A 13,958-nucleotide genomic window follows, 5' to 3' on the forward strand; every position below is an offset into this window, starting at 1 on the left:
CGGGCCGATCCCGGCCCGCGTCCCGTCAGTCGGCAGGATAGGGTTTCTTCTTGCGCCCCTTGGCGTTGCTGGCGATCCAGTCCATCGCCGCCAGCAACACGCCCGACACGACGAAGACCATGTGGATCACCACCATCCAACGGATATGATCCGGGGTGTATTTCGCCACATCCATGAACACCTTGAGCAGGTGGATCCCCGAGATCGCCACGATCGAGGCGATCAGCTTCAGCTTCAGCCCGGAAAAATCCACCTCTCCCTGCCATTCGGGGCGGTCGCGTTCCTTGTCCAGATCCATCCGGCTGACGAAGTTCTCGTATCCCGAAAAGATCACGATCATCAGCAGGTTCGCCGCCAGGCTGAGGTCGATCAGCGCCAGCACCCCCAGGATGGCGTCGTTGACCGTCATCACCGGGACGATCAGCAGGAATTTCCACAACTCGACCAGGAAGACCCAGACCAGGATCGCCAGGGCGCCCGCCAGTCCCAGATACATGGGCGCCATCATCCAGCGGCTTGCAAACAGGCTGCGTTCGATCAGGCGTTCCATCGTCGTCTCCGAAAAAATCTTGTTTCGGCAGGCTATAGACGGGCGATGCGACCGTTGTAAGGCTATGCCGCCGCGTGACCGGCCAGCCGGGCGTGCAGGTCGGCGCGGCGCAGGCTGGCCTTGGTGCCCTGCATGACGGCGCGGCCGCGTTCCAGAACCAGGAAATCGTCGCCCAGATCCCAGGCGAAGTCGAAGAACTGTTCCACCAGCACGATGGCCATGTCGCCCCGGTCGCGCAGCGCGGCGATGACGCGGCCGATCTGGGCGATGATGTTGGGCTGGATCCCCTCGGTCGGTTCGTCCAGCAGCAGGATGCGGGGTTTCGTAATCAGCGCGCGGGCGATGGCAAGCTGCTGCTGCTGGCCGCCGGACAGGTCGCCGCCGCGCCGCTGCGCCATTTCCGCCAGCACGGGGAAGCTGTCGAAGATCTCGTCGGGGATGCGGCGTTCGACGCGGGGCAGGCAGGCGAAGCCGGTCTCTAGGTTCTCGCGCACGCTCAGCATCGGAAAGATCGCCCGACCCTGCGGGACATAGCCTACGCCAAGCCGCGCCATCTGCTGCGCGCTCACCCGGCCCAGTTCGCGCCCGTCCAGCCGGATCGTGCCGCCCGACCGGGGATGCCGCCCGGCCAACAGCGCCATCAGCGAGGTCTTGCCCACGCCGTTGTTGCCCATCACGCAGGTCACGGCGCCGGGCCGGGCGGTGATGTCGATGCCGTGCAGGATCTGGCTTCCGCCGTAATGCAGGGTCAGGTTCGTGGCTTCCAGCATCTCAGCGCCCCAGATAGACTTCGATCACGTCGGGATTGCGGGTCACATGGTCCAGCGACCCCTCGGCCAGGACCGCGCCCTGGTGCAGCACCGTCACCTTGCAGTTCAGGCGGCGCACGAAATCCATGTCGTGTTCCACCACCACCACCGCGCGACTCTCGGCCAGCCGGACCAGCAGCGCCGTGGTCTGCTCGCGTTCCGCCAGCGTCATCCCGGCGGCGGGTTCGTCGACCAGCAGCAGGCGGGGTTCCTGGGCCAGCAGCATCCCGATCTCCAGCCATTGCTTCTGGCCGTGCGACAGTTCGCCCGCCTTGCGCGCGATCTGCGAGGCAAGCCCCACTTCCGAGGCCAGTTCGGCCACGCGGGCCTGCGACTCTGCCGAGGGCCGCCAGCCCAGCACCGCGAAGGGGCTTCGCTTGGCCTTCAGCGCCATGGTCAGGTTGTCGGCGACGGTCTGATCCTCGAAGACGGTGGGGCGCTGGAACTTGCGGCCGATGCCCTCGCGGGCGATCTGTGCCTCGTTCATGCGCAGTAGGGATTTCGGCGGCGTCCCGAAGGTCACGTCGCCCGCGTCGGGGCGGGTCTTGCCGGTCACGATGTCCATGAAGGTGGTCTTGCCCGCGCCGTTGGGGCCGATCACCGCGCGCAACTCGGCCTCGCCGATGTTGAAGGACAGGTTGTTGATGGCCCGGAAGCCGTCGAAGCTGACGGAAATGCCGTCCACCTCCAGCAGCGCGCTCATGCCTGGGCCTCCTTGGCCTGCGGTTCGGGGGCGGGGACGCGGCGCGGCGGGGACAGGCGGTCGAAGAGGCCCGCGATGCCCTTGGGCGCGAACAGCGTGACCAGCACGAAACCCAGGCCAAGCGCCACCTGCCACCAGTCGACCCAGTTGACGGTATAGCCGGGCAGGTGGATCGCGGGCGCCCGCCCGCCGGTGAACCAGCTTGACAGCAGCGACACCACCACCGCGCCGATGATCGCGCCATACAGCCGCCCGCGCCCGCCGATGGCGACCCAGACCGCCAGATAGATCGAGGCGATGGGCATCAGTTCCGCCGGGTTGATGATCCCCGCCTGCGGGTAATACAGCGCCCCGGCGACCGCGGTCAGCATCGCGGCCAGGGTGAAGACCGCCAGCTTGAACCCCTCGACCGGATAGCCCAGGAAGCGGACGCGGGTCTCGTCGTCGCGGATGGCGCGGATCACGCTGCCGAACTTGCCGCTGACCACCCAGGCGGCGAGGACATAGGCCAGCCCCAATGCTGCGGCGGAGGCCCAGAGAAACCAGACCGACAGGGTGGCCTGATCGATCCCGTCCAGGCCGGGAATGTTCTGCAAGCCCGACAGACCGTTATTGCCGCGAAAGCCGCTGTCGTTCTGGAACAGCCACAGCGCCAGGGCCAGGGTCATCGCCTGGGTCAGGATCGACAGATAGACGCCGTTGACGCGGCTTCGGAACGCCAGCCAGCCGAACACCAGCGCCAGCAGGCCGGGCACTGCCACCACAAGGATCAGTTGCAGCGGCAGCGAATGGGCGAAGGACCAGACCAGCGGCAGGTCGGCGGACCCGACGACGCCGAAGATCTGGTTCGCCACGCCCTCCTGCAATTCCTGCGGGGTGGGCGGGATCGGGTTGCCGGCCATGCTGGCCGCGACGATGGCTTCGGTGCGCGCATACATCAGCCATTGCCCGATCATGTAGCCGCCAAGCGCGAAGAACGCCATCTGGCCCAGCGAGAGGATCCCCAGGTAGCCCCAGACCAGATCCATCGCCACGGCGGCCAGCGCCAGGCACAGCGTCTTGCCCAGCACCTTGACCATGGATGTGGGAATCGCGCCGGTGCCGTAGGCCGCGCTGAGAGCCGTGACCGCGACCGTGAACAGGGCCAGCACCGCCAGCACGATCAGGATCGAGGGGTTTCGCAGGATGAAGGGTTTGCGGGTCATGTCACGCCTCGGCTGCGCGGCCGCGCTGCGGGATGATGCCGCGCGGACGGAACTGGATGAAGATCACGATGAACAGGATCATGAAGGTCTGCGCGGCCAGGGTGTTCGAGGGGTTGAAGAACTCGATCACCTTGGACAGCCCGCCAATCAGCGCGGCGCCCGCCAGCGTGCCCCAGATATTGCCGACCCCGCCCACCACCACGGTCATGAAGCTTTGCACGATGTATTGCTGGCCCAGTTCCGACGTGACCTGCGCGAACAGACCGATGGCCACGCCCGCGATGCCCGCGATGCCCGATCCCAGGCCGAAGGTCATCATGGCGATGCGGTCGGGGTTGATGCCCATGCTGGCCGACATACCGGGGTTCTGGGTGACGGCGCGGACCTCCAGCCCCAGGCGGGTGCGCTTCATGATGAACAGGAACAGGCCCAGGAACAGCAGGGCCAGCACGAAGATCGCCACCCGGATCGACGAGATCGAGATCACGTCGTTGACCGTGATCGAACCCTCCAGCCAGGCGGGTGCGGTCAGCGGCCGGGCCTGGGTGCCGAAGATGTTCTTGGCAAGCTGTTGCAGCGCGATGGACACGCCGAAAGTCGCCAGCAGCGTTTCCAGCGGGCGGTTCGCCAGATGCCGGATGACCAGGCGATACAGCAGCACCCCGGCGGCGAAGGTGACCGCGAAGGCCAGCGGCAGCGCCACCACCAGGGACAGGGTGCGGTTTGCGATCAGGGTCTGGGTGACATAGCCGGTATAGGCGCCCATCATGATGAATTCGCCATGCGCCATGTTGATGACGCGCATCACGCCGAAGGTGATCGCCAGCCCGATGGCCGCCAGGAAATAGATCGAGGCCAGCGACAGCGCGTCCAGCCCCAGGTCGATGCCGGTCATCGCCGCCAGCCGCACCTGCGCGCGGGTCTGGGCGGCGCGGGCGGCGTCGGTCACGGCGCGATCGGCCTCGGCATAGGTTTCGAAGAAGCGGTTGGCGGCAAGCGCGGCCTCGGCTTCGGCATCGGTGGCGGCCGGGGGAACGGCGCCCGCGGCCTCCAGCGCCTCATAGGCGCGGTCGCGGGCGGCGGGGTCGTCCAGTTCTGCGACCGGGATGCCCGCCACCGCGCCGTCCACGATGTTCGCGGCCAGGGCGTTCCGCTGATCGGCGGGGGTCAGGCGCGGTTGCAGGGTGCCGTTCGCGGTCAGGAGGGCAATCGCCGCCTCACGCGGGAAATCGCCGCCGATGGTCAGTTCGCGGGCGATGTTGGCCTTTGGCTCCGTGGGCGAGGCCACGCGCGTCACGGCCAGAAGCGGGTTCAGCGCGGCGCGGAAATCGAGGCCCACGTCGCCCGCCATGCCTTCGATGGCCGCAACGCGGGCGGCAGGATCGGGATCGAAGCGGATCGCCAAAAGGTTCGTCGCGCGCTCGCGCTGCGCGGCCAATGCCGGGTCGGCTTCCGGCGGCGCGGCGCGCAGGGCGGCCAGGTGTCCGGCGGTGCCGTCGCGGGCGATGGAGGCCAGGGCGGCGGCGCGGCGGGCCGGATCGGGGCTGGAAATCTCGCCCGCGACAAGGGCGGATTCGATGACGCTGCGCACGCCGGAATTGGGGCGCAGCATCTTCGGATCGGCGTCGGGCACCGCCGCGCCGGTGACGGCATCGCGGGCGCTGTCGCCGTCCACGATCAGCAGCCGCCCGTCATCCGTCACGCCAAGCGCGCGGCCAGCCCAGGCGGACAGCAGCGCCAGCCCCTCGGGTCCGGTGGCGGCGATTTCGGCAACCAGGGGTTCCACCGTCTTGCGCGAGGGTTTCTGGATCTGGTCCAGGTTGTCGGCAATGACTGCTTCCAGCGCGGGATTCGCGCTTGCAGGCAGCGCCAGGCACAAGGTCAGGACAAGGGCGATCAGCGGGCGGATCATGGGCGCGTTCCTTCGCGGAAGGGGGCGGCAGGACCGCCCCCGCAAGCGTCAATAGTTCGACTGGACCTGCACGCAGGCGTTCGTTTCCGTGTTGAACATGCCGCAGTCCTTGCCCGGCCAGTCGGCGTCCAGCTTGGCCGATTCCGGCAGGAAGTCGGTCCAAGCGTCGCCCGGAACGGGTTCCGTCTGGCTCACGATGTCGAACTGTCCGTCCTCGCGGATTTCCCCGATCAGGACCGGCTTGGTCAGGTGATGGTTCGGCAGAACCGTGGCGGTGCCGCCGGTCAGGTTCGGAACCTCGACGCCCACGATGGCGTCCAGCACCGGGTCGACATCGGTGGTCCCGGCCTTTTCGACGGCGGCGACCCAGGCGTTGAAGCCGATCACCGTGGCCTCCATCGGGTCGTTGGTCACGCGCTTGTCGTCGCCGATGAACGCCTTCCATTCCTCGATGAAGGCGGCGTTGGCGTCGGACTCGGCGCTCTGGAAATAGTTCCAGGCGGCCAGATGCCCGACCAGGTTGGTCGTATCCAGACCCGCCAGCTCCTCCTCGCCCACCGAGAAGGCCATGACAGGGATGTCGTCGGCGCTGACGCCCGCCGCCGCCAGTTCCTTGTAGAAGCCGACATTGGCGTCGCCGTTGATGGTGGACACCACGCCCACCTTCTTGCCGTCCGCGCCAAGCGCCACCACGTCGGCCACGATCTTGGACCAGTCCGAATGGCCGAAGGGGGTATAGTTGACGAAGATGTCGCCTTCCGCCACGCCCTTGCCTTTCAGATAGGCGTCCAGGATGTTGTTCGTGGTGCGCGGGTAAACATAGTCGGTGCCCAGCAGCGCCCATTTCTCGACGCCCAGTTCGTCGGCCATGTAGTCCACCGCCGGGATCGCCTGCTGGTTCGGGGCGGCGCCGGTATAGATCACGTTCTTGGACGATTCCTCGCCTTCATACTGCACCGGATAGAACAGCAGTCCGTTCAGCTCCTCGATCACCGGCAGAACGGATTTGCGGCTGACCGAGGTCCAGCAGCCGAAGATCGCGTCCACATCGCTGACGGTCAGCAGTTCGCGGGCCTTTTCCGCGAACAGCGGCCAGTCGGATGCGGGGTCCACCACGACGGCCTCGATGGGACGGCCCAGCAGCCCGCCCTTGGCATTCTGCTGTTCGACCATCATCAGGACCGTGTCCTTCAGCGTGGTTTCCGAAATCGCCATGGTGCCCGACAGCGAATGCAGCACCCCGATCTTGATCGGCTCGCCGTCCTGCGCCATCGCGCCCGTTGCCAATGCCATGGCGGTGGTCAGCGCCAGCATCGCAGAGAGTTTCTTCATCATCACCTTCCCCGGCCGTTCGGCCCTGTGTCCCTGTTGTTCGGTGAAGGCAGAGGGCCTTCGCAGGTGCAGCAAGCCGGGTTTTCGGCGGGCTGAACAGGTTTTGGGCAGGTTGGGGGCAGGGGATGCGGAAAGTGGCTGCGGCGCGGGCAGGATACCGGGCACCTGCCTTCCGCGCGGGCAGAGTCAGGCCGGGCGGGGCTGCAAACCGCCCTGATCGACCAGGAAATCGACGATCTGGTCCAAGCCCCCGCCGTGGCGCAGTTGCGCCATGACCACCGGGCGGGCACCGCGCGCGGTCCGCGCATCGCTTTCCAGCAGCGCCGCGTCCACGCCCACATGCGGGGCCAGATCCGTCTTGTTCACCACCAGCAAGTCGGACCGCGCCAGCCCCGGCCCGCGCTTGCGGGGAATGTCCTGGCCCGCTGCCGTGTCGATCACATAGATCGTCAGATCCGCCAGTTCCGGCGAAAAGGTCGCGGCCAGGTTGTCGCCGCCCGATTCGATCAGCACCAGATCCAGGTCGGGAAAGGCCTCGTTCAGGTCGGCGATGGCGGCCAGGTTGATGCTGGCGTCCTCGCGGATGGCGGTATGGGGGCAGCCGCCGGTCTCGACCCCCCGGATGCGCTCGGCGGGCAGGACCTGGGCGCGCATCAGCGCCTCGGCGTCCTCGCGGGTATAGATGTCGTTGGTGACGACCGCCATCGACAGGCGGGGGGCCAGAGCGCGGGCCAGCTGTTCGGTCAGCGTGGTCTTGCCCGCGCCGACAGGGCCGCCGATGCCGACGCGAAGGGGACCGTGGTTGCTCATGATCGGAATATCCTGACGGGCATGGTTTCATGGCGCATGGCGGCGATATCCGCGCCCCAGGCGCTGCTGGCAAGGTCGTCCTGGGTCGCGCTGGCCGCGCGGACAGCGGCGGCAAGGATGGCGGATTGCAGCGCGGCCAGCATCCGCTGCCCTTCGACCGGGCCAAGCGGCAGGAAGCGGACGGTGGCGCTGATCAAGGCGGCGGCCTGGGCTTGCAGGAAGGCCGCGATGATTTCCGGGTGCGGCAGGGCCATGTCGGCGCAGGCGCGGCCGAAGGCTATCGGCAGCGCGGCGGCGGGCTGCGGCTGGCCCGTCAGCGCGGTGACATTGGCGGCAAAGGCTGTGCCCTGTTCCACCGTTTCCGCCAGCCGCTCCGCCGACAAACAGGCCGCGCGGGCCAGATCGTCAAGCGCCGCATGATCGACGGCGCGCAGGGACAGGGCCACCAGCACCGCGTCAGTCCAGCCTGCGCCGCGATCCAGCCAGTCGGCCAGCCATTGCGGCAGCGTGGCGCGGGTGACGAGGCCCGCGTCCATCGCGTATTCAAGGCCCTGCGACCAGGCGAAGCCGCCGACCGGAAAGGCGGGCGACAGGTATTGCGCCAGCCGCAGCCGCGCGATTTCAGGCGGCGTGATTGTCGGGCAGGTCATTCTTGGCGACAAGCGTGGGCGCGGGGCTGGCGTGGCCGTGCCCGTGGTCATGGTGATGGTCGTGCCCGTGGTCGTGCCGGTGGTCAGGTCCGTGATCGTGGCCGAAGGTCCGGCCGTGGCCATAGGCGCCGCCTTCCGGTCGGAAGGGCAGTTCCTTGTGGCAGATATCCGCACCCAGCTTGCGCAGCATCGCCTCCAGCACATGGTCCTGGCGAATGATCAGGCGGTCGGCCTCGATCCGGCAGGGGGTGTGGCGGTTGCCGATATGCCAGGCAAGCCGCGCCAGATGGCCGCGAATCACCATCACGGGCTCGGGCTTGGCGCGGACGACGATCTGGCGGCCGTCCGACAGTTCGAACGCGTCGCCGTCTTCCAGGCTGGTGGTTTCCGGCAGGTCCACCAGGAAATCGCCGGCGCTGCTGGCCAGCTTGCGGCGCCGCAGCAGGCGGCCTTCGTAATCCAGCGAGACCTCGCCGTCGAACGGCGCGGGGGCGTTGCGGATGATGCTGGTGGCGGTGATCATGACTTGGTCCTCCCTCTTAGAAGAGGAAATAGCGTTGGGCCATCGGCAGTTCCGTCGCTGGCTCGCAAGTTAACAAAACACCATCGGCGCGGACCTCGTAGGTTTCGGGATCGACCTCGATCGCGGGCATGGCGCGATTCAGTTCCATGTCGGCCTTGCCGATGGACCGCGTGTTCTCGACGGCGATCAGGGTCTTGTGCAGGCCGTCCCCCGCCCCGTTTTCCAGCCCGGTCTTCGAGACGAACAGCGCCGAGGCACGGCGGGTATGGCCCCACATCGGGCGGCTGAAGATCGGCTGGACGGGGATCGAGCCGTTGGGATCGCCCATCTGCGCCACGCTGATCTGGCCGCCGACCAGGACCATCTCGGGCTTGACGCCGAAGAAGGCGGGCGACCACAGGACCAGATCGGCGCGCTTGCCGGGGGCGATGCTGCCGATATGGCCGCTGACGCCATGGACGATGGCCGGGTTGATCGTGTATTTCGCGATGTATCGCCGGGCGCGCAGATTGTCGTTCTGACCTTGTTCTTCGGGCAGGCGGCCGCGCTGGCGGCGCATCTTGTCGGCGGTCTGCCAGGTGCGGATGATCACCTCTCCGATCCGGCCCATCGCCTGGCTGTCCGAGGAGATCACCGAAAACGCGCCCAGATCGTGCAGGATGTCCTCGGCCGCGATGGTTTCACGGCGGATGCGGCTTTCGGCGAAGGCCACGTCCTCGGGCACCCGGCGGTCGAGGTGGTGGCACACCATCAGCATGTCGAGATGTTCCTCGATGGTGTTGCCGGTATAGGGGCGCGTCGGATTGGTCGATGACGGCAGGACATTCGCCATGCCGACCATGCGGATGATGTCGGGGGCGTGGCCGCCGCCCGCGCCCTCGGTATGATAGGCGTGGATGGTGCGGCCCGCGATGGCGGCCATCGTATCCTCGACAAAGCCCGATTCGTTCAGCGTGTCGGTGTGGATCATCACCTGCACATCCATCGCGTCGGCCACGGTCAGGCAGCAGTCGATGGCGGCGGGGGTGGTGCCCCAGTCTTCGTGCAGCTTCAGCGCGCAGGCGCCGGCGCGGATCTGTTCCTCCAAGGGGGCCGCGACCGAGGCGTTGCCCTTGCCCGCGATGCCGATATTGACGGGCAGGTCGGCGCAGGCCTCCATCATCCGGGCGATGTGCCAGGGACCGGGGGTGCAGGTGGTGGCCAGCGTGCCATGCGCGGGCCCGGTGCCGCCGCCCAACAAGGTGGTGACGCCGGAATGCAGCGCATGGTCCACCTGCTGCGGGCAGATGTAATGGATATGGCAGTCGAAGCCGCCGGGCGTCAGGATCCGCCCCTCTCCCGCGATGATCTCGGTGCCGGGACCGATGACAAGGGTCACGCCCGGCTGGGTGTCGGGGTTTCCCGCCTTGCCGATTCCGGCGATGCGGCCGTCGCGCAGGCCCACATCGGCCTTGGTGATGCCCTGATGGTCGAAGACCACGACGCCGGTGATGACCGTATCCATCGCGCCGTCCGCGCGCGTTACCTGGGACTGGCCCATGCCGTCGCGCACGACCTTGCCGCCGCCGAACTTCACCTCCTCGCCGGGGATGGTCAGGTCGCGCTCGACCTCGATCAGCAATTCGGTATCGGCCAGGCGGATACGGTCGCCGGTCGTGGGACCATAGAGCGCGGCGTAATCGGCGCGGGACAGCCGGGTCATAGCGCGCCCATCACGTCTTTGCGGAAGCCTTGCACGACCCGGTTGCCCGCGAAGGGGATCAGCCGGATCTCGCGCGACTGGCCCGGCTCGAAGCGGACGGCGGTGCCTGCGGGGATCGACAGGCGCATCCCGCGCGCCGCCGCGCGGTCGAAGCGCAGGGCCGGGTTGGTTTCGGCGAAATGATAATGGCTGCCGACCTGGATCGGGCGGTCGCCGGTATTGGCCACCATCAGCGTGACCGGATCTCGGCCTTCGTTCAGGGTGATCTCGCCTGGGACGGGAAGGATCTCTCCGGGGATCATTCAGCCCACCATCGCCAGCACAAGACCCGCCGCGGCGGTGCCGCCGCCCAGGCCGCGTAGCAGCGCGCCGTTCTGCGCGGCCTTGCCGAGCGCGATCCCGGCCAGGTGCAGCGCCATCGTCGCCACCGCGAAGCCGACCGCATAAAGGGACAGGCCCTGCGTCGGGCCTTCGGCGCCATGCGCCCAGCCATGGGCGAAGCCGAAGACCGCCACGCCCGGAAGCAGCACCGCCAGCGGCAGGCGCGCGGCCATCGCGACAAGCGCGCCCAGGATGATGACGGAAGCAAGGATCATCGGCTCGACCCCCGGAAAGGCCAGTCCGGCGTAACCGGCCAGCCCGCCCGCGATCATGCTGCCGACGAAGGCCAAGGGCAGCGCCCAGAGCGCGCGGCCGCCGATCTGCGCGGCCAGCAGGCCAAGGGCCACCATCGCCAGCAGATGGTCGGCGCCGCCGATCGGATGGGTCAGGCCCGACAGGAACTGGCCGTCGTCGTGATGGCCGGGATGGGCCAGGGCGGCCTGAGGCAGAAGAAGGGCGGCAAGGGCAAGTCGTTTCATGCGGGGGCCTCGTGGCGGATCGGGTGGTGGACGGTGACAAGCTTGGTGCCGTCGGGAAAGGTGGCCTCGACCTGCACCGATTCGATCATGGCGGGGACGCCGGACATGCACTGTTCGGCGGTGACCACATGCGCGCCCGCCTGCATCAGGTCGGCGACGCTGCGGCCGTCGCGCGCGCCCTCGACCACGAAATCGGTGATCAGGGCGATGGCCTCGGGGTGGTTCAGCTTGACGCCGCGGGCCAGCCGGTTGCGCGCGACCATCGCGGCGACCGAGACCAGCAGCTTTTCGCGCTCTCGCGGGGTAAGGTTCATCGTCAGACCTGCCAGACACGGGGAAGGGGATCGGGGCGAAGGACGGTCAGCAGCCGGTGGATCTGGCGCCGCAGCGGCCAGTCGTCCCGCGCCAAGAGCCGGATCACCAGCCGCCCCGGCGGGGCGCTGGCGGCGCCGGTGACGCCGGGTTCGTCCAAGGCGGCGCGGGCCGGGGCCAGCAGGTCGGGCGCCTGCGGGGCGATCATCGCCAGCGTCGCCAGGGCGCGCGCCCCGCCCAGCAGCGCCGGGCGGTCCAACCGGGGCAGCGCCGCATCGTCAAGCGCCATCGCGTCGTGGTGGACGATCCGGCCCGCCTGCCGCACCATGCGGCGGTCGCGCAGGTGCAGGCGGCGGGGATGTTCGCCCATCGCCAGCCGTCCCAGCACGACCGTCTCCAGCAGCAGGCAGCCCGCGCCGGGGGCCAGATCCACGACCGTCTCGCGCTGCAGCCGGGCGCCGTCGAACAGGATGGTTTCTTGCGGCAGCCAGTCCAGCCAGCCGTTTTCGCCGACCGCCAGGCCGACCCGCGCCTGTGCCGGATCGCCTTCGGCGCGATAGGCCCGCTCGGCCGTCTGCGTCGTCGCCAGGGCGCGGGTGCCCGCGCGCAGCGTCGCCGCGAAGGACAGGCGGTCCCCGGATGCCAGCCCGCCCGAGGTGTTCAGGAACACGATCTGCGGCAGGCCCTGCGCAATGCGGGGCAGCATCGCCTTGGCCGATCCCGATTGCGCCAGATCGACCAGCCCGCGCGGCCCCATGACCACATGCGCGGAGCCTGCGCTGCGCTGAAGGACCGGCATGGGGGCGGTTGCGTCGAACATGATCCGAAGGGGCGGCCCGCCGCCGGAAAGGTCAATCGCGGCCCGGTCGGGTCAGGCCCGGCAATTCCGCTTCAGGGATCGTTTTGCCCAGGACGCGGGCGGATCGCCGAAAAGACGGGCAGTTTTGGGATCAAAGTGCCGCCGTTCGCAGCAACCGGCGCCGGGCGGGCGGGATCGCCCCGATCTCGACCCCGGTGAAGACATGCATGGTGCGCAGGGCGGAATCCACGACCGCGTGGTCGCTGACCCAGCCGCCGAGGGCCAGATAGCTGCGCAGCAGCGGCGGCATGGCGGCCATGGCGCGCCGGGGATCGGGCTGGCCGGGCAGCAGCGCGCGGGCCAGGCGGAAGACATGGGGCGCCTTGATGCGCGGCCACCAGCGGCGCGGGGCCAGGTGGCGCGCCTGAAGCATGGCGAAGGCGTCGGCGTGATCCGCGGGCTCGGTCCCGACGAAGCTGGAGCAGCCGAACAGCATCTGCGCGCCGCCATCGTCGACGATCCGCGTCAGCGCCGCCCAGGCCAGGCGGACGATGTCGGGATCGCGGACCGAGGGGTGGATGCAGAACCGCCCGACCTCGATCATGGGGGCGTCAAAGGATTCCAGCGCGGCCAGATCGTAGAACTGCGCGGAATAGCTGCGCCCGATCTCGTGCCCGCCCGCCAAAGGCAGGAAGCGAAGGCAGCAGACAAGCCGGCCGGTCGCCGCCTCGGTCATCAGGAGGTGGCTGCAATCCGCGTCCAGGGCGTCGGTTTCCAGCTGCGCGCCGTCCTCGCCCTCGGCGCTGCGGGCGATGAAGCAAAGCCACCGCAGCCGCTGCGCCGCGCGCAGGTCGTCGGGCGAAGCGGCCAGGCGCACCAGATAGCGGCCCTTGCGGAATGGCGTCATGATGCAGCCCCGGATCAGCGACGACCGCCTTATAGCGCATCTTCGTAAACGGCCTATGAAAAGTTCAGTCCTCCTGCCGGTCGCCCAGCACGTCCTCGATATAGATGCGCTTGATCAGGATGATCGCCACCAGCAGCAGGGGCGTCGCCAGCACGATGCCCGCGAAGCCGAACAGGCTGCCGAAGGCGAGAATCGCAAGCACCGTCAGCGCGGGCGGCAGGTCGGCGGCAAAGCGCTGGATCAGGGGCATCAGCAGGTTCCCCTCGACCTGCTGGACGACGACGAACAGAAGCGCCACATAGATCGCCATGTCAAAGCCCTGGGTCAGCGCGAACAGCACCGCCGGGATCCCCGACAGGAACGGACCGACCAGCGGGATGATGTTGGTCAGCCCCGCGATCAGCCCCAGCACCAGGGCCAGCGGCACCCCCAGCAGCCACAGCCCCAGCCCCGTGGCCAGTGCCACCGCAGCCATGTCCAGCGCCTGCCCGCCCATCCAACGGCCCAGGGCGCGGCCCAGTTCATCCGCGATGGCCCGCGCCCGCGCCCGATAGGACAGCGGCACCAGCCGCAGCGCGCCGCCGCGATACATCGGCGCATCCAGCGCCAGGAAGATCGCCACTGTCAGCATCAGCACCCCGTTGGCGACGCTGCCCATGACCGTGTTCAGCGTTCCGGTGACATAGCTGAACAGCGTGGGCAGGCTGCCCGTCGGCGACCCCCCGCCCGATTGCGAGGCGTTTTCCATCCGCCTCTCCAGGAACTGTCCGACCGAACTGTCCGACAGCCAGCCGCTGATCTGGTCCCAGGCGGAGGGCAGGCTGCCGATCAGCTGGCGGAACTGTTCCGAGAGGGCAGGCCCCGCCCAGGCCACCACCCCCGCC

At 68.5% G+C, this 13,958-nt stretch carries 16 protein-coding genes; all 16 read right to left on the minus strand.

Annotated features, from left to right (window positions below):
* Window positions 1-25: 25 nt before the first annotated feature.
* Window positions 26-550, minus strand: a complete 525-nt coding sequence (locus tag PARHAE_RS11560) for a TIGR00645 family protein (protein ID WP_126154776.1) — start codon at window positions 548-550, stop codon at window positions 26-28.
* A 62-nt stretch (window positions 551-612) separates the two neighbouring features.
* Entirely contained in the window at window positions 613-1,320 is a 708-nt protein-coding gene (gene urtE / locus PARHAE_RS11565) for an urea ABC transporter ATP-binding subunit UrtE (protein ID WP_126154777.1), read from the minus strand.
* 1 nt (window position 1,321) lies between these two features.
* Entirely contained in the window at window positions 1,322-2,062 is a 741-nt protein-coding gene (urtD, locus tag PARHAE_RS11570) for an urea ABC transporter ATP-binding protein UrtD (protein ID WP_126154778.1), read from the minus strand.
* Entirely contained in the window at window positions 2,059-3,267 is a 1,209-nt protein-coding gene (gene urtC / locus PARHAE_RS11575) for an urea ABC transporter permease subunit UrtC (RefSeq protein WP_126154779.1), read from the minus strand. The genes urtD and urtC overlap by 4 nt, the downstream gene beginning before the upstream one ends.
* Window position 3,268: 1 nt before the next feature.
* On the minus strand, window positions 3,269-5,176 hold the full coding sequence (gene urtB / locus PARHAE_RS11580; RefSeq protein ID WP_164555225.1) for an urea ABC transporter permease subunit UrtB: 1,908 nt from the start codon (window positions 5,174-5,176) through the stop codon (window positions 3,269-3,271).
* A gap of 51 nt (window positions 5,177-5,227) precedes the next feature.
* The gene (gene urtA, locus PARHAE_RS11585) at window positions 5,228-6,514 is read right to left on the minus strand and encodes an urea ABC transporter substrate-binding protein (RefSeq protein ID WP_126154781.1); all 1,287 of its coding nucleotides are present in this window, start codon (window positions 6,512-6,514) and stop codon (window positions 5,228-5,230) included.
* Between the two features lie 183 nt (window positions 6,515-6,697).
* Window positions 6,698-7,321, minus strand: a complete 624-nt coding sequence (gene ureG / locus PARHAE_RS11590; protein WP_126154782.1) for an urease accessory protein UreG — start codon at window positions 7,319-7,321, stop codon at window positions 6,698-6,700.
* Window positions 7,318-7,971, minus strand: coding sequence for an urease accessory protein UreF (locus PARHAE_RS11595; RefSeq protein WP_126154783.1), 654 nt, complete (start codon window positions 7,969-7,971; stop codon window positions 7,318-7,320). Before PARHAE_RS11595 ends, ureG begins: the two co-directional genes overlap by 4 nt.
* The gene (locus PARHAE_RS11600; RefSeq protein WP_126154784.1) at window positions 7,943-8,494 is read right to left on the minus strand and encodes an urease accessory protein UreE; all 552 of its coding nucleotides are present in this window, start codon (window positions 8,492-8,494) and stop codon (window positions 7,943-7,945) included. The genes PARHAE_RS11595 and PARHAE_RS11600 overlap by 29 nt, the downstream gene beginning before the upstream one ends.
* Window positions 8,495-8,510: 16 nt before the next feature.
* Window positions 8,511-10,196: an urease subunit alpha gene (gene ureC / locus PARHAE_RS11605; RefSeq protein ID WP_126154785.1), complete on the minus strand. Its 1,686-nt coding sequence runs from the start codon at window positions 10,194-10,196 to the stop codon at window positions 8,511-8,513.
* Window positions 10,193-10,498, minus strand: coding sequence for an urease subunit beta (locus PARHAE_RS11610; protein ID WP_126154786.1), 306 nt, complete (start codon window positions 10,496-10,498; stop codon window positions 10,193-10,195). The genes ureC and PARHAE_RS11610 overlap by 4 nt, the downstream gene beginning before the upstream one ends.
* Window positions 10,499-11,056, minus strand: coding sequence for a HupE/UreJ family protein (locus tag PARHAE_RS11615; protein ID WP_126154787.1), 558 nt, complete (start codon window positions 11,054-11,056; stop codon window positions 10,499-10,501). It lies immediately after the preceding gene.
* A complete protein-coding gene (locus PARHAE_RS11620) occupies window positions 11,053-11,370 on the minus strand; it encodes an urease subunit gamma (RefSeq protein ID WP_126154788.1) in 318 nt (105 codons plus the stop codon). Before PARHAE_RS11620 ends, PARHAE_RS11615 begins: the two co-directional genes overlap by 4 nt.
* A gap of 2 nt (window positions 11,371-11,372) precedes the next feature.
* Complete coding sequence (locus PARHAE_RS11625; RefSeq protein ID WP_126154789.1) at window positions 11,373-12,188, minus strand: urease accessory protein UreD; 816 nt, start codon at window positions 12,186-12,188, stop codon at window positions 11,373-11,375.
* 130 nt (window positions 12,189-12,318) lie between these two features.
* Window positions 12,319-13,074 carry a GNAT family N-acetyltransferase gene (locus PARHAE_RS11630; RefSeq protein ID WP_126154790.1) on the minus strand — a complete coding sequence of 252 codons (756 nt, stop codon included), beginning with the start codon at window positions 13,072-13,074 and terminating at the stop codon, window positions 12,319-12,321.
* 64 nt (window positions 13,075-13,138) lie between these two features.
* Window positions 13,139-13,958, minus strand: an 820-nt coding sequence (locus tag PARHAE_RS11635) for an AI-2E family transporter (protein ID WP_164555224.1), incomplete at its 5' end; no start/stop codon positions are given.

It is taken from the genome of Paracoccus haematequi (genome assembly GCF_900631945.1).
In the GTDB taxonomy this organism is placed as follows: domain Bacteria; phylum Pseudomonadota; class Alphaproteobacteria; order Rhodobacterales; family Rhodobacteraceae; genus Paracoccus; species Paracoccus haematequi_A.